Origin of the sequence: Microvirga sp. BSC39, assembly GCF_000739015.1 — a bacterium.
In the GTDB taxonomy this organism is placed as follows: Bacteria; Pseudomonadota; Alphaproteobacteria; order Rhizobiales; family Beijerinckiaceae; genus Microvirga.
In genome coordinates, this window is record NZ_JPUG01000078.1 from 100,380 (window position 1) to 118,962 (window position 18,583).

An 18,583-nucleotide genomic window follows, 5' to 3' on the forward strand; every position below is an offset into this window, starting at 1 on the left:
TCAGGTTCCTTCACTCAGGGTCCTCATGGCTTCAGAGTTCCGGCTGTGGCTTTCCGGCGGCAGGTTGGCTACAAGCCCGTCACCATGATTCACCGCACCGCACTGACCGAGCGCGCCGCATGGCTGGCGGAGCTCCGCGCCACCCTGGCCCTCGGCTGGCCCCTCGTTCTCGCCACCCTGGCGCAGAACGCCCTGATGACGACCGATGTCATTCTAATGGGCTGGATGGGCTCGGAATCTCTCGCGGCGGGTGCGCTCGGCACCAATCTCTACTTCGCCTTCCTCATTTTCGGCATCGGCCTCGTGAACGCCACCTCGCCGATCATCGCCGAGGAGCTTGGCCGCAAGCGCCATTCCGTGCGCGAGGTGCGCCGCACGGTCCGCCAGGGCTTGTGGGCTTGCGTGACGGTTGCGATCCCGATCTGGATCGTCGCCTGGAACGGGGAGGCGATCCTGCTCGCCATCGGCCAGGAGCCGCGGCTTGCCCACAATGCCGGCCATTACATGCGGGCGCTTCAGTGGAGCCTGCTGCCGTTCCTGTTCTTCCTGGTGCTGCGCTCCTTCCTGGCCGCCCTGGAGCGTCCGGGCTGGGCGCTGTTCATCGGGCTGCTGGCCATTCCGGTGAATTTCGGCGCGGCCTACGCTCTGATGGTCGGCGCGCTCGGCCTGCCGGCCCTGGGGCTGATCGGCGTGGGGCTCGGCACGGTGCTCTCGAGCACGTTCATGTTCCTGGGACTTGCCCTGGTGATCGTCCTCGACCCGAAGCTCAGGCGCTATCATGTGTTCGGGCGCTTCTGGCGAGCCGATTGGCCGCGCTACCGCACCCTGTGGCGGATCGGTGTTCCCATCGGCCTGACGCTGATGTTCGAGGTCACGATCTTCAACGCGGCCGCCATGCTCATGGGCCGGCTCGGCGAGAGCGAGCTCGCCGCCCACGCGGTGGCGCTGCAGATCGCCTCCTTCTGCTTCTCGGTTCCGCTCGGCATCGGGCAGGCCGTCACGGTGCGCGTGGGCCGCGCCTATGGCGCGCAGGATGCGCCAGGGGTCACCCGCGCCGGCTGGACGTCGTTTGCGCTCGGCACCGGCTTCATGGTGATTACGGCCTCGCTCATGATGTTCGCCCCGCACCTGCTGCTCGGCGCCTTCCTCGACCTGAGCGATCCGAAGAACGCGCTCGTTGTCGACCTCGCGCGCTCGTTCCTGGTGGTGGCGGCCATCTTCCAGCTGGTGGACGGCGCGCAGGCGGTCGGCGCCGGCATGCTGCGCGGGCTGCAGGACACCCGGGTGCCGATGATCTACGCGGCTTTGGGTTATTGGGGCGTTGGCCTGCCGCTCGGCATTGTCCTGGCCTTCAACACGCCGCTTCGCGGCATCGGCATCTGGATCGGGCTCGCCAGCGGCCTTGCCGTGGTGGCCGCCCTGATGCTGTGGCGCTGGCTGCGCCGCGACCGGCTCGGTCTGGTCACGGCCACCCCGCCCGACGTTCAGGAAGCGTTTGCGAGCTGATTGACGAGACGTGACAGGTCGACGGGCGCGAACTGCGCATCCTCACGGGTCACGCTCACCTCCTCCACCGTGAGGCGCCGCCACTGCGCGAGCCGCGCCAGGGCCTCCTGCACCAGATCCTCGGGCGCGGAGGCGCCGGCGGTGAGACCGATGACGGCGGCGCCGTCGATGAAGGACAGCGTCAGATCCTTCGGATCCTGCAGGAGGAGCGCCTGGCGGCCCTCGTTGACGGCGACCTCGCACAGGCGGTTGGTGTTCGAGGAATTGCGCGCGCCGCACACGATGATCCGCTCCGCCCGCCGGGCGATGACGCGCACCGCCATCTGCCGGTTCTGCGTCGCGTAGCAGATCGTCTTGACGTCCGGTCCCTGGATCCCCGGAAAGCGTGACTTCAGGGCAGCGATGATCTCGCGCGTGTCGTCCACGGACAGCGTGGTCTGGGTGATGTAGGCGATGCGCTCCGGGTTTAGAACCGGAACGGTGAGCGCCTCCGCGACGCTCTCGATCACATGCACTGTCCCGTCGATCTGCCCGGTCGTGCCCTCGATCTCCACATGACCCCGGTGGCCGATGACGATGACCTCGCGGCCGGCCTTGGCATGGCGCTGCCCTTCGAGATGCACGCGACGCACGAGCGGGCAGGTGGCATCGAGCACGGAGAGCCCGCGTCCTGCCGCTTCGCGCTCCACCGCGCGGGACACCCCATGGGCGCTGAAGATCGCGACCGCCCCGTCGGGAATCTGCGCGATGTCGTCGACGAAGACCGCGCCCTTGCGCTTGAGATCGTCCACGACGCGGTTGTTGTGCACGATCTCGTGGCGCACATAGACGGGCTTTCCCGTCCGCTCCAGGGCATCCTCGACGGCCTGGATGGCGCGCTCGACACCGGCGCAGAAGCCGCGCGGCGCCGCGAGCAGGACGGTGAGCGGCGGGTGGTCCTGAATCATGCCGCATTCTCCGTCTTCAAGGCCCGTTCTTTGGAGAGAGTGGCCCGGGTGCCGCGGGCATGGCGCAGAATGGAAGCGGCATGCTCGCCGGCCATCACGGCGCTCTCGACGGTGGCGGGAAGGGACCCGATCCAATCCCCGGCCAGCGCCAGATTCGCGAGCGGCCGCAGGGGCGGCTGCGGCAGCATCTCGGCGGCCTGGCGGATCGTGGCGCGCTTTTCCTTTACCACACGCGTTTCGGGCTGCCGGTCGGGATCCGCATCAAGCCCAAGGGAGCGCAGCGCCGGCACGATCTCGCGCCAGATCCGCGCCGCCACATCGGATGCGTTCTGATCGACCACCGCGTCGGCGGCCGAAACGGTGACGCTCACGTGGCTCGGGCGGATCAGCGCCCATTGGGCAAGGGTGCCGGTGAAGCCGATGAAGCGCGGATGCTCCAGACCCTTCATGCGGTAATGCATGTTGAGGATCGGCTCGAACCGGGTCGGTACGGGCAGGTCAGGCAGAAGCCGCTCCACCTCGTAGGGTGGAAGCGCCAGGATCACGCGGTCGTCGGGGCCGAGCATGATCGTGCGGTCGCTCAGCGCCAGCCCGATGACGCGCTCGTTCGCCGTAAGAAGCATGCGCAGACGCTGTCCGGTGAGAACGGGCACGCCTCTGGCCTGCAGGGTCGCGACGGCAGGCTCGATCAGGTCCTGGCTCAATCCGTTCCTTGCCACCAGCAGGCGGCCCGCACCGGGGCGGATGAGCTGGCGCAGCGCACAGGCAAGGCGCTGCGCGGAGGCCTGCTCGGGCGGCGTGTTGAGAACCGCCACCGTCAGCGGCTCGATCAAACTGTCCATGATCGGGCGCTTCCCGATGATGGAGGCGACCGGGCAGTCCTTCGCGGCAAAGACCAGGCGCAGGATGCGCATGAGATCGGGTACGGTCAGCCCCTGCGGGCGGCGGGACGGCAGCAGCCAGGACCAGGGCGAGAGGCCGACGCGGCGCATCTCGCCGGTGCGACCGTCATAGAGCGGAAGGCCCTTGGGCTCGGGTTCGACCCAACGCTCGCGCGCACCCACCGTCCTCAGGAAATCAAGCGCACGCCCATTGGCCGTGAACAGCACATGGGTGCCATTGTCATGATCGAACCCATCGATCGGGTGCAGGGTGCGGCAGCGCCCGCCCGGATAGGGAGCTGCCTCGTAGAGCACGGCCTCGCCGCCATCGAAGGTCACGGCAAGCGCCGCGCTCAAGCCCGCGACTCCCGCTCCGACGATATGGGTGCGCCGTGCCGTCATGCGGGCCTCATGGCGCGGGTGATCAGGTGCAGGCGATCCGTTGTGCTCAGGCGCAGCCGCCCCTGGCGCGTGCCCCAGCCGCGAGCCTGCAGGCGTGCGAGCACGCGGCGGTAATTCTCCATCATCAGGATCGCGGGTTTCAGCGCCGCGCGGTCGAGGCGCGTCAGCGCAGCATCCGCAGCCGCAAAGCCGGCGTGTGCCTCTTCGGCCAAACCTTCGCAGACGCGGGCGAAACGCGGATCGGCCACGAGGGTGACGGCGGGCGCATCCTGCAGCCCGAGCTGCGCCAGCCGCGAGAGGGGAACATAGACGCGCTCGCAGGCCGCATCCTCGTCCACGTCGCGAAGAATGTTCACGAGCTGCAGGGTGCGCCCGAGATTGAGGGCGAAATCATGGGCCGACGGCACGCCGAAGATGCGGATCGACAGGGCCCCGACCGAGCCCGCCACCCGGCGGCCGTAGAGATTGAGTTCGTAATCGTTCGTGATCCGCAACCGCTCCGCGCTGTCCATCTCCATGCCGTCGAGGAGCGCGTGGCATTCCTCCACCGGCAGCTTGAAGAGGGTCGACGCACGGGCGAGCTCCCGCCCGATGGGCGTTTCCGGCGCGCGGTGCAGCCGGTCGAGCTCGCGCCGCCATTCACGCAGGAAGGCGCGCTTCTCGGAGGGCGGCGCAGCCCCGTCGGCGATGTCGTCGACGGCGCGGCAGAAGGCATAGACCGCATGCATGGCGCGTCGGCGCTCGCTGTGCAGGCTCTGCATGCCGAGGCGGAAGGACGATCCGGACCGCCGCACCATCGCGGCGGTGATACGATGGTCGCCGTTCACCGGCCGGCGCAGCATTCCGCGAAAGCCCCGCAGGAACGCCATGCAGGCGTCAGACTTGCTCACCTGTACCCGTTCCAGAACCGGGTCGCCGCGGCGCAGACGCTCGCTTAAGCGACGGGCAAGAGCAATGGTGGCGATGCTCTGCGCGCGCAGGCGCCGGTTCTGCACATGCTCGGGCAGGGATTGCGCCTGATCGATCAGGGCATCCACCCGGTCGAGCATGGCATCGACCACGCTGCGACGCAGACCGGCCTGGGCCGGATCGAAGAAGCCCTTTTCGGAGCCTGCTCCCATCATCCAGCGCAGGGGGATGTAGATGCGGCCGAGATCCTGATGATCCTTGCCGCAATCCTGCAGGTGGTTGAGGATCTGCAGCGCCGTGCACAAAGAATCCGCCGGAGCCTGGGCGGCGCTGCGCTCGTTGTGGATGCTCAAGAGAAAACGGCCGACCGGATTGGCCGAGAAGCGGCAGTATTCGATGAGCTCCGCCCATTCGTTGTAGCGAGCCTTGACCACGTCCTGCCGGAAGGCGCGCAGGAGATCGCGAGCCTGGACGATCCCGGCCTTGTGCCGCTTGTCGGCAGCATGCAGGCGCGCGGCTTCAGGGATGGCTGCATCGCCGGCGATGAGCGCCTGCTCGAGCGCATCGAGCCGCTCGAGCTTTTCGGCCGCTTTCAGCCCGGGCGCATCGGCAATGTCGTCGGCCATGCGGGCGAAGGCATAGAAGGCCAGCGTCGCATCCCGGTGCTCGGGCGAGAGCACCAGCGAGACCACCGGAAAGTTCTCGTCCCGCGGTCGCTTCGTCGCTTGGGGAATCGCTGCACTCATGGCTTCACCCCCACGGGATAGAGCCTTCCCTTCCATCCAGCGCTGCGGGTCGTGCCGATCCTCAGGAGCACGCTCCACTGGATCGCGAGCCCGACAAGCATGGTGAAGGGATGCAGGGGAATGGACCAGAGGCTCTCCCGCGTCGCCACCGTCACGAGCGTCCGCGTGGCAAGCGAGAGCAGCGCCGCAGCCACGACGAGAAAGGTCGGTGCGAAAGGAAGCAGTGCGAAGGGCAGGACATGCCCGCCGAGAAGAAGAACCGTCCAGATCGGCAGGGCGACCGGCGTGGCCATGCCCTCATGGGCATTCTTGGCAAAGCCGTTCCAGGCCTCGTCGAAGCGGGTGTACATCCGGCAGGAGGCGAGGTGATCGCCCGGCACGAGATCCGTCATGAAGCCCTTGCGGCGGAAGAGCCGCGCCAGCTGAATGCCGTCATGGATCCGCTCGCGGATGGCCGCATGGCCGCCGCTTGCACGATAGGCCTCCCGCTCGACGAGCATGAGCTGGCCGCAGGCCGCCCCGAGGCCGGGATCGCGCGACAGGCGCATGAAACCCATGGGCAGATAGCCGAGAAGCAGCAGGTTGATCGTCGGCACCGTCAGCAGTTCGCCTGGCGAGCGCATGATCTGCCGCGGTACGGCGCTCACCAGGCCGGCATTGGTTTGCTGCGCATGGCCTGCGAGACGGGCGGCCGCATGCGGAGCCACACGCACATCGGCATCCACGAACAGGAAATGCGTGCCCTTGGCGGCCTCAGCGAGATGATGGCAGGCGTGGACCTTGCCGGTCCAGCCGTCTTCGAGGGGAGGGGCGGTGAGAAGGCGCACGCGCGCATCCTGCGCGGCGTGGCTTCTGACGATCTCCGGCGTGGCGTCCGTGGAGCCATCGTCCATGACCAGGATTTCGACCGGCACACCGATGCTGGCGAGAGCGGCATCGAGGGCAGGGCCGATGTTCTTGGCCTCGTTGCGCGCAGGGATCAGGATCGACACGAGCACATCGCCCTTCGGCACGTGAGCCGGGGTCGCACGCAGGATGCTCAGGTTCACGAGAGCCAACGCGAAGGGAAGCGCTGCAAGGCTCAGGAGGATGAGGCCGAGAACGATCATGAGGCACGTCCCTCATGAGACGGATCGAAGGTCCGGCCCCGGAGTGCTGCGATCGTGCGGCGCCATCCGTCATAGATGCCGCCGACGCCGGCGCGGCCTTCGAGCATCGCGCGGAAGCGCGCCGACTCGCGGCTCTGCACATCGGCGCTCAACCGGTCGAGGGTGGTTGCGAGCTCCGCCTCGAGACGTTCCAGACGGGCGGGGCGTGAAAGCCCCAGAAGATCCTCACCGCGAATGGGTTTGCCGAAGGCGAGGAACGCCTCGGCGCCGCGCTCCAGCCAGAAGCCGTATTCGAGGGCGAGCGGAATCACCGTGCAGTCGGGCGCGAGTTCGGGAAGCCGCGCGACGCCGGGCTTGAGCCCGAGCGGACGCTCGCGCACATCGCTGAAGCGGCCTTGCGCCGTGACCCAGAGGGCACGGTTCGGCGACGACAGGATTTCGGCGCTGGTGCGCAGGAAATCCGCCGCGCCGCGAGGGCTCTCCAGATCGACCCCGAAGGCGCCGATGCGGCCGAAGACGCCGTATTGCCTGAGCATGGCGGCATCGATGGGCGCGTAGCTTTCATGTGCGGGAAGGAAATGATCCGCGGCCAGGATGTAGACCGCCGCGTCCCACCACGCCGGATGATTGGAATAGACGATGATCGGTCCGGTGTTTGGGGTAGCCGGCACGCCCCACGAGGCGACCCGCAGCGCGTTCATGTGCCGTGTGAAGTAGCGCCGGAACGTGGAGACCATGAAGCGATGGATCAGGGGAGAGCGACGCGCCACGGGAGACGATCCCGCCCGGTGAGGCGGGGAGCGTTCTCCGGCGGTCGTGGTCGCTTCCTGCCTCAAGACACGTTCCGTAGATTCTCGGCCTTGCTGTCCGCATCGAGGGCGTCGGCGGCGATCCAGCCCGACATCATGACCATCGGCATCCCGGGGCCGGGATGAGCCGCGCCGCCCGCGAGATAGAGCCCCTGCACCTGGCGGCTGCGGTTGCCCGGCTTGAACGCACCCATGAACTTGCCGTGGCTCGCGAGCCCATAGATGGCCCCGTTGAGCACCTTGTAGCGGTCGTGAATGTCCTGCGGCGTGAGGTGGCGCTCGACGACGATGCGCTCCTCGATGTCCGCCATTCCGGCCGTGCGTTTGAGCTTGTCGATGATCACTTGGCGATAGGCGGGGAACATCTGCGACCAGTCGTGGTGCGGGCGCAGGTAAGGCGTGTGCACGAGGACGTAGAGCGCCTCGCCGCCTTCCGGCGCGACGCTCGGATCGGTCGCGGCCGGTGCCGCGAGATAGCAGGTCGGATCCGGCGCAGGCTCGCCGCGGCGATAGATGTAGTCGAACTCCTCCTCCGGATCGCGCGAGAACACGAAGTCGTGGTGGAGGACGTGGTCGTAGCGCTTGTTGAGGCCGAGATAGAGCACCACGCCGGAGCAGGCCGGTTCGAAATCCTTGCGCGCGTAATGCTCGCCCACCTCGCCGCCGACAAGCTCGCGGTAGGTGCGGATCGAATCCATGTTGGAGATCACGTTGTCGTAGGCCACCGTCCCGCCGTTGGCGAGAACGACGCCTTTCACCGCACCGTTCTCGATCTTGAGGGATGCAATGTCGCTGTCGGTCTTGATGCTGGCGCCGAGTTCGGTCGCGAGCTTCGCCAGCGCTTCGGCCACGGCGCGGGTGCCGCCCATGGGATACCACACGCCGTCCGCCGCCTGCATGTGGGCGATGGCGCAAAGCACGGCGGGCGAACCATAAGGCGACGAGCCGACATATTGCGTGAAGTGATCGAGCATCTGCGCCAGACGCTCGTCCTTGACCTTGGACCGGATCGTGCCGGCCACCGACGAGCCCATGCGCAGGGACAGCACGTCCCGCAACGTCCCCGGATTCATGTTCGCCCGGATGTTGATGGTGTCGAACAGATCTTCCACGGGCTTCCAGAAGAAGAACTTGTTCGAGATCTCGTGAAGATGGGCGGAGATTTCCTGGAAGCGCTTGTAGCCCTCGCCGGTGTTCTTGCCCGGGGCGAAGCGATCCATGGCCTGCGCCATGGCATCGATGTTCTCCTGCAGGTCGATCTGCGTGCCGTCATCGAAGAAGCAGCGCCATTGCGGATCGAGCCGCACGAGGTCGAGATAGTCGGAGAGGTTGCGCCCGGCCTCCGCGAAGATGCGCTCCAGAACCCGCGGCACGGTGAGGATCGTCGGGCCCATGTCGAACCGGAAGCCGTCCTCGTGCAGCACCGCCGCCTTGCCGCCGATCCAGGCGTTCTTGTCGTAAAGCGTGACCGTGTGGCCGCGGGCTGCTGCAACGCAAGCAGCCGCCAATCCGCCCAGTCCTCCGCCGATGACTGCAACCGAACTTCCTTGAGCGCTCACGATGTCCTCCCGCAGGGCACAAGCCTAGTCGTTCCAAGGCCTATGTCCAGTTGTGTTGGTTCTAGGAATGGCATGACCCACTTCAAGGCAGATCACGCAGGTTTGGGCGACGGGCGCAGATCATGCGCAGGGACTGCCGGCCCGGCGCCCGGATCACCGGATCGAAGCCGGCCGCTTCCAGAAGCGGCTTGATGCGCGCCATGTCGCGGGTGTTGCCGCCCCAGAGCAGGTTCTTCAGCCGGTTGACCGCCGAGGCCTTGCCCGAACCGTCGTGGGAGAGCACAGCGACCAGGAGCCAGCCGCCCGGCTTCAAGGCCTGAAAAATCCGGCGGAGGGCCTCCTCGATGACCGCGTCGGGCAGGAACATCTGGGGCAGGAAGGCAAGGTCGAAAGCCCTGTCCTCCCGCAACTCCTCCACGCGCTCCCGCCGGACCGCGATGCGATCCGCCAGACCGGCCTGCCGCACGTGCCTCTCGCCAAGCTCCGCCGGATGCGGCGCCGGCTCAAGCGCCACGGCGTTCAAGCGAGGGAAGTGCCGGCAGAGCGCAATGGAGAGACCCGCCGCGCCCGCTCCCACATCGAGAAGCGCCGCTCCTGGGGCCTCGAGCTGCGGGACGAGGCCCGGCAGGAATTTCAGCTTCGGCAGCGCCCGCGCGGTCCAATGCCGGGTCAGCGTGCCCTGCGCTTCGATGATGGCGTCATCCGTATGCGACCAGCCGTCGAGGCGTAAGCTCCCGGTCGTCAGCTTGTGCCGGAAGTCTTCGGTCTGCAGCAGCGGCGCGCGCAGGGCCGCCCTGAAGGTTTCGACCCCCTCGGAGGACGTGAACGGCATCAGCGCAGGCGAGGCCCGCACCCTGCCGTCCTCCCACGTGACGAAGCCGAAGGATGCAAGGCTGTCGATCAGGGTCTGCACGAGAGCCGGCGGAAGCGACAGGGCCAGGGCCAACTCGCCGATGGTGGCCGGCTGCCCGAGCCGCGCGAGCAGGCCGCTCTCGGCACAGGCGGACAGGGCGCTTGCCGACCAGATGGCGGTGTCGGCCTCTTCGAGCACCTTCAGGACATCGTCAGCTTTTCGGAAAGCCGGCAGGCTGGCAGGCATGCGCCACGAGCCGAGCCCGACGGAGCCGAGGCCGAAGCGGTCTCCTCCATGAGACAGAAGGGCATAAGCGCGCCACAGCATGGGACGCTAGTGAATCGATGGTGAAATCGTCATCGAGAGGTCCTCGACGATGATCCAGGCCGATTGGATGGCTTGGGTGCGGATGAGGGAACGAGAAACAGAAATGCGAGCAATCCGATCCGGCTCATGGCATGTTCCCTCACACAGCGGCTTCGCCCACCGGCGCAACGACCGGCTCCGGCTCGCCATTTCCGGCTTTGCGACGCTCCCGGTCCTCAAGCAGCAATCGCGTGGTGATCCGTGCGCCCTCGTAAATGACAGGCAGGCCGCTGCCCGGATGCGTGCCGCCGCCCACCAGATAGACGTTGCGGCCGAAGCGGTTATGCGGGCGGAAGTAGAGCATCTGCGTGAGGTTGTGCGCGAGATTGAAGGTGGCGCCCTCGAAAACCGCAAAGTCCTCTTCCCAGCCGCGCGGCGTCACCACACGCTCATAGCGGATGCGGCTCTCAACGTCGGAAAGACCGAGCACTTTCAGCCGCTCCAGCGCAATCCTGCGATAGCGCGGCGCCTCGCGCTCCCAGTCCACATCGCAGCGCAGATTCGGCACGGGAACCAGCACGTAGAGGCTCGTATGGCCTTTGGGTGCAAGCGACGGATCGGTGACGCCGGCATGATGCACGTAGATCGACGGCTCGTCGGGGAGAATGCCGTTGGTGATCTCGTGAATGTTGCGCTCGTATTCCTTCGACAGCAGGATCGTGTGATGGGCGAGATCGCCCACGCCGCCTTCGATCCCGAGATAGAGCATGAAGGTGGAGCAGGAGATCTTGGCGCGATCGAGCTTCTTGTTCTTCCAGCGCGGGCGCATCTCCTCCGGCACGAGGCGGCGCATGGCATGGCCGAAATCGCCGTTCACCACCACCGAGCCGGCCGCATACCGCTCGCCGCTGGCCTCGATGCCCACAGCCTCCCCGTTCTCGTAGACTATGCGATCCACGGGCGTGTTGAGCCGGATGTCGACGCCCATCTTGCGGGCCACATTCGCCATGGCGTCCGACACTGCGCCGCAGCCGCCCATGGGGTGAAACACGCCGTGCTCGTATTCGAGGAACGACAGGATCGTGAACAGGCTCGGGCACTGGAAGGGCGACATGCCGAGGTATTTCGTCTGGAACGAGAAGGCCAGGCGCACGCGCGGGTCGGAAAAATAGCGCTTGAGATCGCCGTCGACGCTCGAGAACGGCCTGAGCTTCGGCAGCGCCGCCAGCATGGCGGGCGAGAAGAGATCCGCCGGGCTCGAAAAGCCCTGTTCCAGCACGGGCCTGAAGGCTTCGAGCTTCTCGCGGTTGTCGTCGAGGAAGCGCCGCACGTTGCGGGCGTCCGCGGGAGCAAGCCGGGCGATCTCCTGCTCCAGGCGGTCGAGGTCATAGGTCGCGCGGATATCGCCGCCGCCTTCGAAGACGAGGTGGTATTGCGGGTCGAGGCGCTTGAGCTCGACATGGTCCTCCAGGCGCTCGCCGCAGGCCTCGAAGATGTCCTTCAGGACGCGCGGATAGAGGAAGAAGGTGGGGCCGATGTCGAACTTATAGCCGCCCGGGGCGTGGATCGTGCGGGTGCGGCCGCCGACGGCCGGCTCGCGCTCGAAGATCGTGACCGGGATCCCCTCACGGGCCAGCAGCATGGCGGATGCCAGGCCCCCCGGGCCCGCCCCGATGATGGCGACGTGCTGTGACTGCGTGGAAGTCGGCATGAACCGGCAGCCTTACCCTCGTGGAACGATGGCTGCTGGAATTAGAACACCTTGACGGTCCTGGTAGGGGCGGCATCGGGTGCTCACGGAAAGGTGAAACATTCCCCCGGGGCAAAAAGAAACAATGTTCCAAATATAAACAGAGTGGCAAAAAAATCTTCAGGCTAGTTTTGCCAATAATTCCATATCTCTGAAGTATGAAAGGCATCTGAAAAAATATAAGCGCCTTATTCTTGCCTTTTTGAAGATCAGCTTCACTTCCAATCAAAACGGAAGGGGAGACTGTCCTTGAAGAATATCCTCACCCGAGCATCTGCAATGGTGCCACTTCTTTTCATGGCGGCCTGCAATACAACCGCCTCCAACGACCCCACGGTCACGGGATCCATCTCGACGGCCAATATCGAGACAGGCAAAGCCTTTCAGCGCGGCACCGCGTCCTGGTACGGGCCCGGTTTCCATGGTCGCAAGACCGCCAGCGGCGAGCGCTTCAACTCCTACGACATGACGGCCGCCCACCGGTCCCTGCCGTTCGGGACGCGCCTCAAGGTCGTCAATGAGAACAACGGCCGTTCCGTGGTGGTGCGGGTGAACGACCGCGGTCCTTTCGCCCACCGGCGCATCATCGACCTCGCCAAGGGGCCGGCACAGGCTCTCGGCCTGACCTCGTCCGGGGTCGGGTACGTGTCGCTTCATCGGCTCGATTAGGCGCTTCTTAATCCCTTGCGGCGATTCTTGGCCCGATTCGGGACCAAGGGTTGCTTACATGGAATCGAGATCGTCTCAGCCGACGAACGTCATCCGCTTTCCGGGCGCGCGCTCGTCGGCCAATCCGCGCGACGACCAGAAAAGCCTCATGGATGCGGTGTATTCCGCAGGCTCGCTGACGATCGGGGCCGGTGATCGCGCGACGAAGGCCATGGCGACGCGGCTCACCATCTTCGGCTTCGTGGTCATCGATGAACTCCAAGCCGACGGCATGGGCCGGCGGCTGCGCCCCTCCGAGGCTTTTCATGCCTCCACGGCCTTGCCCTGGCGGATCTCGAAGCCTTCCGGCCGTTACCGCATCGATGACGGCATTCCCGAAACGGACAGGGATCTGTTCGCGGTCCTGCAGGCCTGAGGCGCCGGGTCTCGCCTTTCCCTTTGGCTGAACTATGTCCTGCATCTCTCCGTGGCGTTTCAGGAGATAGCGATGCATCTGGTTCAGATCCTTCTGCCGCTGGCCGATAATGCGGGCCGCCGCTTCGACGGCGCGGCCTATGGGCGCGTGCGCTCGGAGCTGGCCGAGCGGTTCGGCGGCATCACGAGCTTCACTCGCGCTCCGGCCGAAGGCGTCTGGAAGGAAGGCAGCCACACGACCCACGACGACATCGTCGTGTTCGAGGTCATGACGCGCGAGATCGATCATTCCTGGTGGGAACGATATCGCGCCGATCTGGAGCGCCGCTTCGATCAGGAAGCCATCGTGATCCGGGCGATTCGCGTGGAAATGCTCTAGTGCATCGTGCGAAAAGTGGATCCGGTTTTCGCCCAAACGATACGCTATCTTGGGAATTGGAGCATCGAGCGGGCCCCAAAAGTGGCGTCCACTTTCGGGTTGGATGCTCTAGCGATGGAACCGATACGGCACGGCTTCGCTTGTTCCCTCAAAAAGCGGAGCACCCTTATGTCGAAGCCCCTCGTCGTCTCCATTCCCCATAACCTGGGCCAAGCCGAAGCCATGCGGCGGCTCCAGGGCGGCATGGCGGGCGTGAAATCGCAGTTCGGGGACAAGGTCGCGTCCATTCAGGAAACCTGGAGCGGAAACAGGATGGATTTCCGCGTCGGCGCCATGGGCCAGAATGTCAGCGGCCATCTCGAAGTCATGCAAGATCAGGTGCGCGTCGAAGTCCAGTTGCCGTGGATACTTGCGATGGTTGCGGAGAAGGCAAAGACCTTCATCCAAAAGCAAGGAACGCTTTTGCTAGAAAAGAAGTGACGTCCACTATTCTCATGAATAGCCGTTCACGAAGATGAACGCAGATGGAACCAAACTGCTCCGTCTGAGTTATAAATTCGATTGCGACCGCGACCCTTCGCCGGTGCGCTTCATTAAAGACATCGCTTTATTCGCTCCGGACCGGGTTCTTCTGTCCGATCGTGACAACACACCTTTATCTGAGGTTCGCGCTATGCATGAGCGTTTGATGACGCAGTCCCATGCCCTTCGTATGCCTATCAAGGCCGGTTCAGAAAAGCCCCTCCTTGTCTGCTTTTCCCACCTCCGCTGGGACTTCGTCTGGCAGCGCCCGCAGCATCTCCTCAGCCGGGCCGTCAAGCATTACAACGTGCTGATCATCGAAGAGCCGGTGTTCAAGCCGGGTGCAAAGCCGCATGTGGATGTGAGCGACCGGCCCCAGGGCGTTACGATCGCCGTGCCGGTTCTGCCGGAAGGCTTGTCCCATGAGGACATTCTTGTCGAGCAGCACGACCTCATCGAGGAACTGATCGGGCGCGAATCCACCGGCTCGCGCGTGTTCTGGTACTACACGCCGATGGCCATGGCCTTCACGAGCGATCTTGAGTGCGACCTGTGCGTCTACGACAACATGGACGAGCTCTCGCTCTTCCGCGGCGCGTCGCAGGAGCTTCTCGATCTCGAGAACGCTCTGTTCGCACGGTGCGATCTGGTCTTCACCGGCGGCATGAGCCTCTACGAGGCCAAGAAGAGCCGTCACCGGAGCGTTCACGGCTTCCCGTCCTCCATCGACTTCAACCACTTCTCCCAGGCTCGCTCCATCGACAAGGATCCCGAGGATCAGGCGCATATTCCGCATGTCCGCCTCGGCTTCTTCGGCGTCGTGGACGAGCGCATGGACATCGATCTGCTCGCGCAGGTCGCCGAACTTCGCCCCGATTGGCAGTTCGTGATGATTGGCCCGGTGGTGAAGATCGATCCCGCCAGCCTGCCGCAGGCGCCCAACATCCATTGGCTCGGCGGCAAGTCCTACAACGAGCTGCCGCATTATCTCGCCGGCTGGGATGTGGGCTTCATGAACTTCGCCCTCAACGAGGCGACGAAGTTCATCAGCCCCACCAAGACGCCCGAGTTCCTGGCCGCCGGCGTTCCCGTCGTGTCGACGGCGATCACCGACGTGGTGCGCCCCTACGGCGAAAAGGGTCTGGTCGAGATCGCAAGGAACGCCAAGGAAGTGGTCGCTAAGGTCGAAACCGTTCTGGCCCGGCCGAAGGATCCCTGGCTCGCCAGGGTGGACCGGCACCTCGCCGCCGGCTCGTGGGACAAGACCTGGGGTTCCATGCACAAGCTGATGCTGGATGCCACCGGCGGAGCCGCCACGGATCGTCCCGCCTCGTCCCTTCCCGTTTATGCCACCACGCCTGCGGAGTGATCTGGAATGTATGACTGGCTGATTGTCGGCGCCGGCTTTGCGGGCAGTGTTCTGGCTGAACGTCTTGCGAGCGAGCGCAACGAGCGCGTCCTCCTCATCGATCGCCGCCCCCATATCGGCGGCAACGCCTATGACCGTTACGACGATGACGGGTTGCTGATCCACCAGTACGGACCGCACATCTTCCACACCAATTCCAAGCAGATCTTCGACCATCTGTCGAAATTCACCGAATGGCGCTTCTACGAGCACCGAGTGCTGGCCGAGGTGGACGGCATGCAGGTGCCGATCCCGATCAATCTCGACACCGTCAACAAGCTCTATGGCCTGAACCTCACCTCCGAGCAGTTGCAGGACTGGTTCGCGGAGCGCGCCGAGTCGATCGGCGAGATCAAGACATCCGAAGACGTCGTGGTGTCCGTGGTCGGCCGCGAGCTCTATGAAAAGTTCTTCCGCGGCTACACCCGCAAGCAATGGGGCCTCGACCCGTCCGAGCTCGACAAGTCCGTGACCTCGCGCGTGCCGACCCGCACCAACCGGGACGACCGCTACTTCACGGACGAGTTCCAGTTCATGCCGAAGCACGGCTACACGCGGATGTTCGAGAAGATGCTGAGCCATCCGAACATCGACATCATGACGCAGACTGAGTATGACGACGTCAAGAATGTCATCCCGCATCGCCGCGTCATTTATTGCGGGCCGATCGACGAGTACTTCAATTTCCAGTTCGGCAAGCTGCCCTACCGCTCGCTGCGCTTCGAGCACGTGACGCTCGACAAGGCCTGGCACCAGTCCGTCGGCGTGGTGAATTTCCCGCAGACCAACGACTACACCCGCGTCACGGAATACAAGCACCTGACCGGTCAGGAACACGCCAAGACGGCACTCACCTACGAGTATCCGGCGGCCGAAGGCGACCCCTATTATCCGATCCCGAAGGCGGAGAACCAGGAGCTCTTCAAGAAGTACGAGCGCCTGGCCCTGGCCACCCCCGACGTTTGGTTCGTGGGGCGGCTCGCCACCTACCGCTACTACAACATGGATCAGATCGTCGGCCAGGCGCTCGCCACCTTCCGGCGCATCAACGAGTCCTTGCCCGTCGGCGCGGACACATCGTCCGTCAAGGTCGTGTCGGCATCGGCAGGTCTTGTTTCGTAATGAAAAAATTCATCGAACAATCCGCGCTAAGAATTGTTGAAGAACGCTTAGTGAAATAGCTCGGAGTTGTACGATGAAGCGACCACTAGAGCTTTGGGGCGGTTTGGAATGTACTGTCGCAAGAGTAGGCGACGACTACCGCGACCAAAGCCTGGAGACCGGTTATCAGGATCGGATCGAGGATCTCGATCGGATTGCTGAACTCGGAATCCGCACTCTGCGTCATCCGGTGCTCTGGGAGAAGATCTCTCCCGAGAGCCCGGACCGGACGGACTTCTCCTGGCATGATACGCGCCTGAAGCGCCTTCAGGAACTGAACATCCGCGCCATCGCGGGGCTGTGCCATCACGGCAGCGGCCCGCGCTACACGAACATGCTCGATCCCGCCTGGCCCGAGCTTCTGGCGCGCCACGCTGCCCATGTGGCGCAGCGCTATCCCCACCTCGACCTCTACACGCCCGTGAACGAGCCGCTCACCACGGCGCGGTTCTCGGGGCTTTATGGCCATTGGTATCCGCACGGTACGAGTCTTGAGACATTCCTCAGGATCCTCGTCAACGAGTGCAAGGCGACCGTTCTGTCCATGCGGGCCATCCGCAAGGTGCGTCCCGATGCGCAACTCGTCCAGACGGACGACATGGGCAAGACCTTCTCGACGCCGACGCTCGCTTATCAGGCGGAGCACGAGAACCAGCGCCGTTTCCTCAGTTTCGATATCCTGTGCGGCATGGTCGATCGGGACCACCCATGGTGGGACAAGTTCATCAAGAGCGGCGTTGCGCAAGCCGACCTCGAGCTCTTCCTCGATGCGCCCGATGCAGCCCCCGACATCATCGGCATCAATCATTACCTGACGAGCGAGCGCTATCTCGACGAGCGCATGAAGCGCTATCCCGAGCACCATTGGGGCGGCAACGGCACGCATCGATACGCCGACGCGGAAGCCGTGCGCATGCCGCTGCCTGCGGCGGATCTCGGCCCGGCCGCCCGCCTGCGGGAGGTGTGGGAGCGCTACCGGCGGCCGATCGCCGTCACGGAAGCCCATCACGGCAGCACCCGCGACGACCAGCTCCGCTGGCTCATGGAGGTGTGGAACGACGTCAACACGCTGCGTGACGAAGGCGCCGATATTCGCGCCGTCACCGTTTGGTCTCTTTACGGGGCGGTGGACTGGAACAGCCTTCTCACCCGCCGCAACGGCTTCTACGAGCCGGGGCCCTTCGATGTTCGCACAACCGTGCCACGGCGCACGGCGCTGGCGCATGCCGCCGAGGCGCTGGCCAAGACCGGCACCTTCGATCACCCGGTTCTCGACCGTGCCGGCTGGTGGAAGCGCGACATCCGCTTCTACAAGCCGCCGGCACGGCAGTCGAAATCCTGCTGGCTGGCCGACGAGCCGCGCCAGCTCCTGGTCACGGGTGCCACGGGAACCCTGGGGCGCGCCTATTCGCGCCTGTGCGATTTCCGCGGCCTCAATCACGCTCTGCTCTCGCGGCAGGATATGGACATTGCCGATCCGGCGAGCGTTGCCAAGGCCCTGGAATGCTACCGGCCCTGGGCGGTGATCAACACCGCCGGCTACGTGCGTGTCGCGGAGGCCGAGAACGATCGCGAAGCCTGCTTCCGCGAGAACGCCAGGGGCGCCGAGGTTCTGGCCACGGTCTGTGCCGATCTCGGCATACCGCTCGTGACCTTCTCGTCCGATCTCGTCTTCGACGGCTCGCTCGAGAGGCCGTATGTGGAGAGCGACGCGGTCAACCCGACCACGGTGTATGGCGAAAGCAAAGCCGAGGCGGAGCGACGCGTTCTGGAAGCGCACGACAGGGCGCTCATCCTGCGCACGAGCGCCTTCTTCGGCCCGTGGGATCGCTACAACTTCGTCTGGTCCATCCTCAATACCCTGAGCAAGGGCGAGGGCGTGGAAGCCAGCCTCGATGTGGTGTCGCCCACTTACGTGCCCGATCTCGTGAACACCTCCCTCGATCTGCTGATCGATGGCGGCACGGGCATCTGGCACATGGCCAATATCGGCGAGACCTCCTGGCGGGATCTCGCCGCCATGGCGGCCGAGCGCGCGGGCTTCGATCCTAGCCTCGTCACTGATGCAGGCGGTCCGCCTGCACTCAACACGGCGCTGTCCACCGAACGCGGCATCCTCATGCCGCGCCTTGAGAGCGCTCTCGACCGCTTCTTCACCGACAACGAAGTGGAGTGGTCGGAGAGCGTTATGAAAATGGCGGCCGAGTAACCATCCTCATCCTGATGATGCCCAGAAAAGGCCGGCCTTGCGCT

Annotated in this window: 16 protein-coding genes; 8 read left to right on the forward strand and 8 right to left on the reverse strand. The window is 65.0% G+C overall.

Features of this window, described 5'->3' with window-relative positions; all coding sequences use genetic code 11:
• Positions 1-84: 84 nt before the first annotated feature.
• Entirely contained in the window at positions 85-1,506 is a 1,422-nt protein-coding gene (locus tag MA07_RS24555) for an MATE family efflux transporter (protein WP_052003555.1), read from the forward strand.
• Here the strand turns inward: MA07_RS24555 and ispH are convergent.
• From ispH to crtI (MA07_RS24595), 8 genes are all read right to left on the reverse strand, one after another.
• Positions 1,485-2,453, reverse strand: coding sequence for a 4-hydroxy-3-methylbut-2-enyl diphosphate reductase (gene ispH / locus MA07_RS24560; RefSeq protein ID WP_036358325.1), 969 nt, complete (start codon positions 2,451-2,453; stop codon positions 1,485-1,487). The two genes, MA07_RS24555 and ispH, sit on opposite strands and share 22 nt — an antisense overlap.
• Complete coding sequence (locus MA07_RS24565) at positions 2,450-3,736, reverse strand: FAD-dependent oxidoreductase (RefSeq protein ID WP_036358328.1); 1,287 nt, start codon at positions 3,734-3,736, stop codon at positions 2,450-2,452. Before MA07_RS24565 ends, ispH begins: the two co-directional genes overlap by 4 nt.
• Entirely contained in the window at positions 3,733-5,391 is a 1,659-nt protein-coding gene (locus MA07_RS28175) for a squalene/phytoene synthase family protein (RefSeq protein ID WP_052003506.1), read from the reverse strand. Before MA07_RS28175 ends, MA07_RS24565 begins: the two co-directional genes overlap by 4 nt.
• Entirely contained in the window at positions 5,388-6,500 is a 1,113-nt protein-coding gene (locus MA07_RS24575) for a glycosyltransferase family 2 protein (protein WP_036358331.1), read from the reverse strand. The genes MA07_RS28175 and MA07_RS24575 overlap by 4 nt, the downstream gene beginning before the upstream one ends.
• A complete protein-coding gene (locus MA07_RS24580; protein ID WP_052003556.1) occupies positions 6,497-7,237 on the reverse strand; it encodes a lysophospholipid acyltransferase family protein in 741 nt (246 codons plus the stop codon). The genes MA07_RS24575 and MA07_RS24580 overlap by 4 nt, the downstream gene beginning before the upstream one ends.
• A gap of 95 nt (positions 7,238-7,332) precedes the next feature.
• Entirely contained in the window at positions 7,333-8,868 is a 1,536-nt protein-coding gene (crtI, locus tag MA07_RS24585) for a phytoene desaturase family protein (RefSeq protein WP_036358336.1), read from the reverse strand.
• 82 nt (positions 8,869-8,950) lie between these two features.
• Complete coding sequence (locus tag MA07_RS24590; RefSeq protein ID WP_036358339.1) at positions 8,951-10,048, reverse strand: methyltransferase domain-containing protein; 1,098 nt, start codon at positions 10,046-10,048, stop codon at positions 8,951-8,953.
• Between the two features lie 139 nt (positions 10,049-10,187).
• Positions 10,188-11,738 (reverse strand): phytoene desaturase family protein, encoded by a 1,551-nt coding sequence (gene crtI, locus MA07_RS24595; RefSeq protein WP_036358342.1) that lies wholly within the window; start codon positions 11,736-11,738, stop codon positions 10,188-10,190.
• A 318-nt stretch (positions 11,739-12,056) separates the two neighbouring features.
• On the opposite strand from crtI (MA07_RS24595), the gene MA07_RS24600 reads away from it, so the two are divergent.
• The 7 genes from MA07_RS24600 (at position 12,057) to MA07_RS24630 (ending at position 18,539) form a co-directional block, all read left to right on the forward strand.
• Complete coding sequence (locus MA07_RS24600) at positions 12,057-12,446, forward strand: septal ring lytic transglycosylase RlpA family protein (RefSeq protein WP_244445347.1); 390 nt, start codon at positions 12,057-12,059, stop codon at positions 12,444-12,446.
• Between the two features lie 58 nt (positions 12,447-12,504).
• Positions 12,505-12,861: a hypothetical protein gene (locus MA07_RS28180; protein WP_052003507.1), complete on the forward strand. Its 357-nt coding sequence runs from the start codon at positions 12,505-12,507 to the stop codon at positions 12,859-12,861.
• A gap of 72 nt (positions 12,862-12,933) precedes the next feature.
• Positions 12,934-13,239 (forward strand): hypothetical protein, encoded by a 306-nt coding sequence (locus MA07_RS24610; RefSeq protein ID WP_200879427.1) that lies wholly within the window; start codon positions 12,934-12,936, stop codon positions 13,237-13,239.
• 168 nt (positions 13,240-13,407) lie between these two features.
• On the forward strand, positions 13,408-13,719 hold the full coding sequence (locus MA07_RS24615; RefSeq protein ID WP_036359130.1) for a polyhydroxyalkanoic acid system family protein: 312 nt from the start codon (positions 13,408-13,410) through the stop codon (positions 13,717-13,719).
• Between the two features lie 208 nt (positions 13,720-13,927).
• Entirely contained in the window at positions 13,928-15,130 is a 1,203-nt protein-coding gene (locus MA07_RS24620; protein ID WP_244445348.1) for a glycosyltransferase family 1 protein, read from the forward strand.
• Positions 15,131-15,136: 6 nt separating this feature from the next.
• A complete protein-coding gene (gene glf / locus MA07_RS24625; RefSeq protein ID WP_036358351.1) occupies positions 15,137-16,291 on the forward strand; it encodes a UDP-galactopyranose mutase in 1,155 nt (384 codons plus the stop codon).
• A 73-nt stretch (positions 16,292-16,364) separates the two neighbouring features.
• Positions 16,365-18,539, forward strand: coding sequence for a family 1 glycosylhydrolase (locus MA07_RS24630; protein WP_036358353.1), 2,175 nt, complete (start codon positions 16,365-16,367; stop codon positions 18,537-18,539).
• Positions 18,540-18,583: the final 44 nt, after the last annotated feature.

What these genes read in the sequence shown, in the direction of transcription:
- MA07_RS24620 (WP_244445348.1), top strand. Translation starts at nt 13,928, where the DNA reads ATGACGCAGTCCCATGCCCTTCGTATGCCTATCAAGGCCGGTTCAGAA.
- crtI (WP_036358342.1), bottom strand. Translation starts at nt 11,738, where the DNA reads ATGCCGACTTCCACGCAGTCACAGCACGTCGCCATCATCGGGGCGGGC.
- MA07_RS24580 (WP_052003556.1), bottom strand. Translation starts at nt 7,237, where the DNA reads ATGGTCTCCACGTTCCGGCGCTACTTCACACGGCACATGAACGCGCTG.
- MA07_RS24615 (WP_036359130.1), top strand. Translation starts at nt 13,408, where the DNA reads ATGTCGAAGCCCCTCGTCGTCTCCATTCCCCATAACCTGGGCCAAGCC.
- MA07_RS24575 (WP_036358331.1), bottom strand. Translation starts at nt 6,500, where the DNA reads ATGATCGTTCTCGGCCTCATCCTCCTGAGCCTTGCAGCGCTTCCCTTC.
- MA07_RS28175 (WP_052003506.1), bottom strand. Translation starts at nt 5,391, where the DNA reads ATGAGTGCAGCGATTCCCCAAGCGACGAAGCGACCGCGGGACGAGAAC.
- MA07_RS24610 (WP_200879427.1), top strand. Translation starts at nt 12,934, where the DNA reads ATGCATCTGGTTCAGATCCTTCTGCCGCTGGCCGATAATGCGGGCCGC.
- MA07_RS24555 (WP_052003555.1), top strand. Translation starts at nt 85, where the DNA reads ATGATTCACCGCACCGCACTGACCGAGCGCGCCGCATGGCTGGCGGAG.
- MA07_RS24630 (WP_036358353.1), top strand. Translation starts at nt 16,365, where the DNA reads ATGAAGCGACCACTAGAGCTTTGGGGCGGTTTGGAATGTACTGTCGCA.
- MA07_RS24590 (WP_036358339.1), bottom strand. Translation starts at nt 10,048, where the DNA reads ATGCTGTGGCGCGCTTATGCCCTTCTGTCTCATGGAGGAGACCGCTTC.
- MA07_RS28180 (WP_052003507.1), top strand. Translation starts at nt 12,505, where the DNA reads ATGGAATCGAGATCGTCTCAGCCGACGAACGTCATCCGCTTTCCGGGC.
- ispH (WP_036358325.1), bottom strand. Translation starts at nt 2,453, where the DNA reads ATGATTCAGGACCACCCGCCGCTCACCGTCCTGCTCGCGGCGCCGCGC.
- MA07_RS24600 (WP_244445347.1), top strand. Translation starts at nt 12,057, where the DNA reads ATGGTGCCACTTCTTTTCATGGCGGCCTGCAATACAACCGCCTCCAAC.
- glf (WP_036358351.1), top strand. Translation starts at nt 15,137, where the DNA reads ATGTATGACTGGCTGATTGTCGGCGCCGGCTTTGCGGGCAGTGTTCTG.
- MA07_RS24565 (WP_036358328.1), bottom strand. Translation starts at nt 3,736, where the DNA reads ATGACGGCACGGCGCACCCATATCGTCGGAGCGGGAGTCGCGGGCTTG.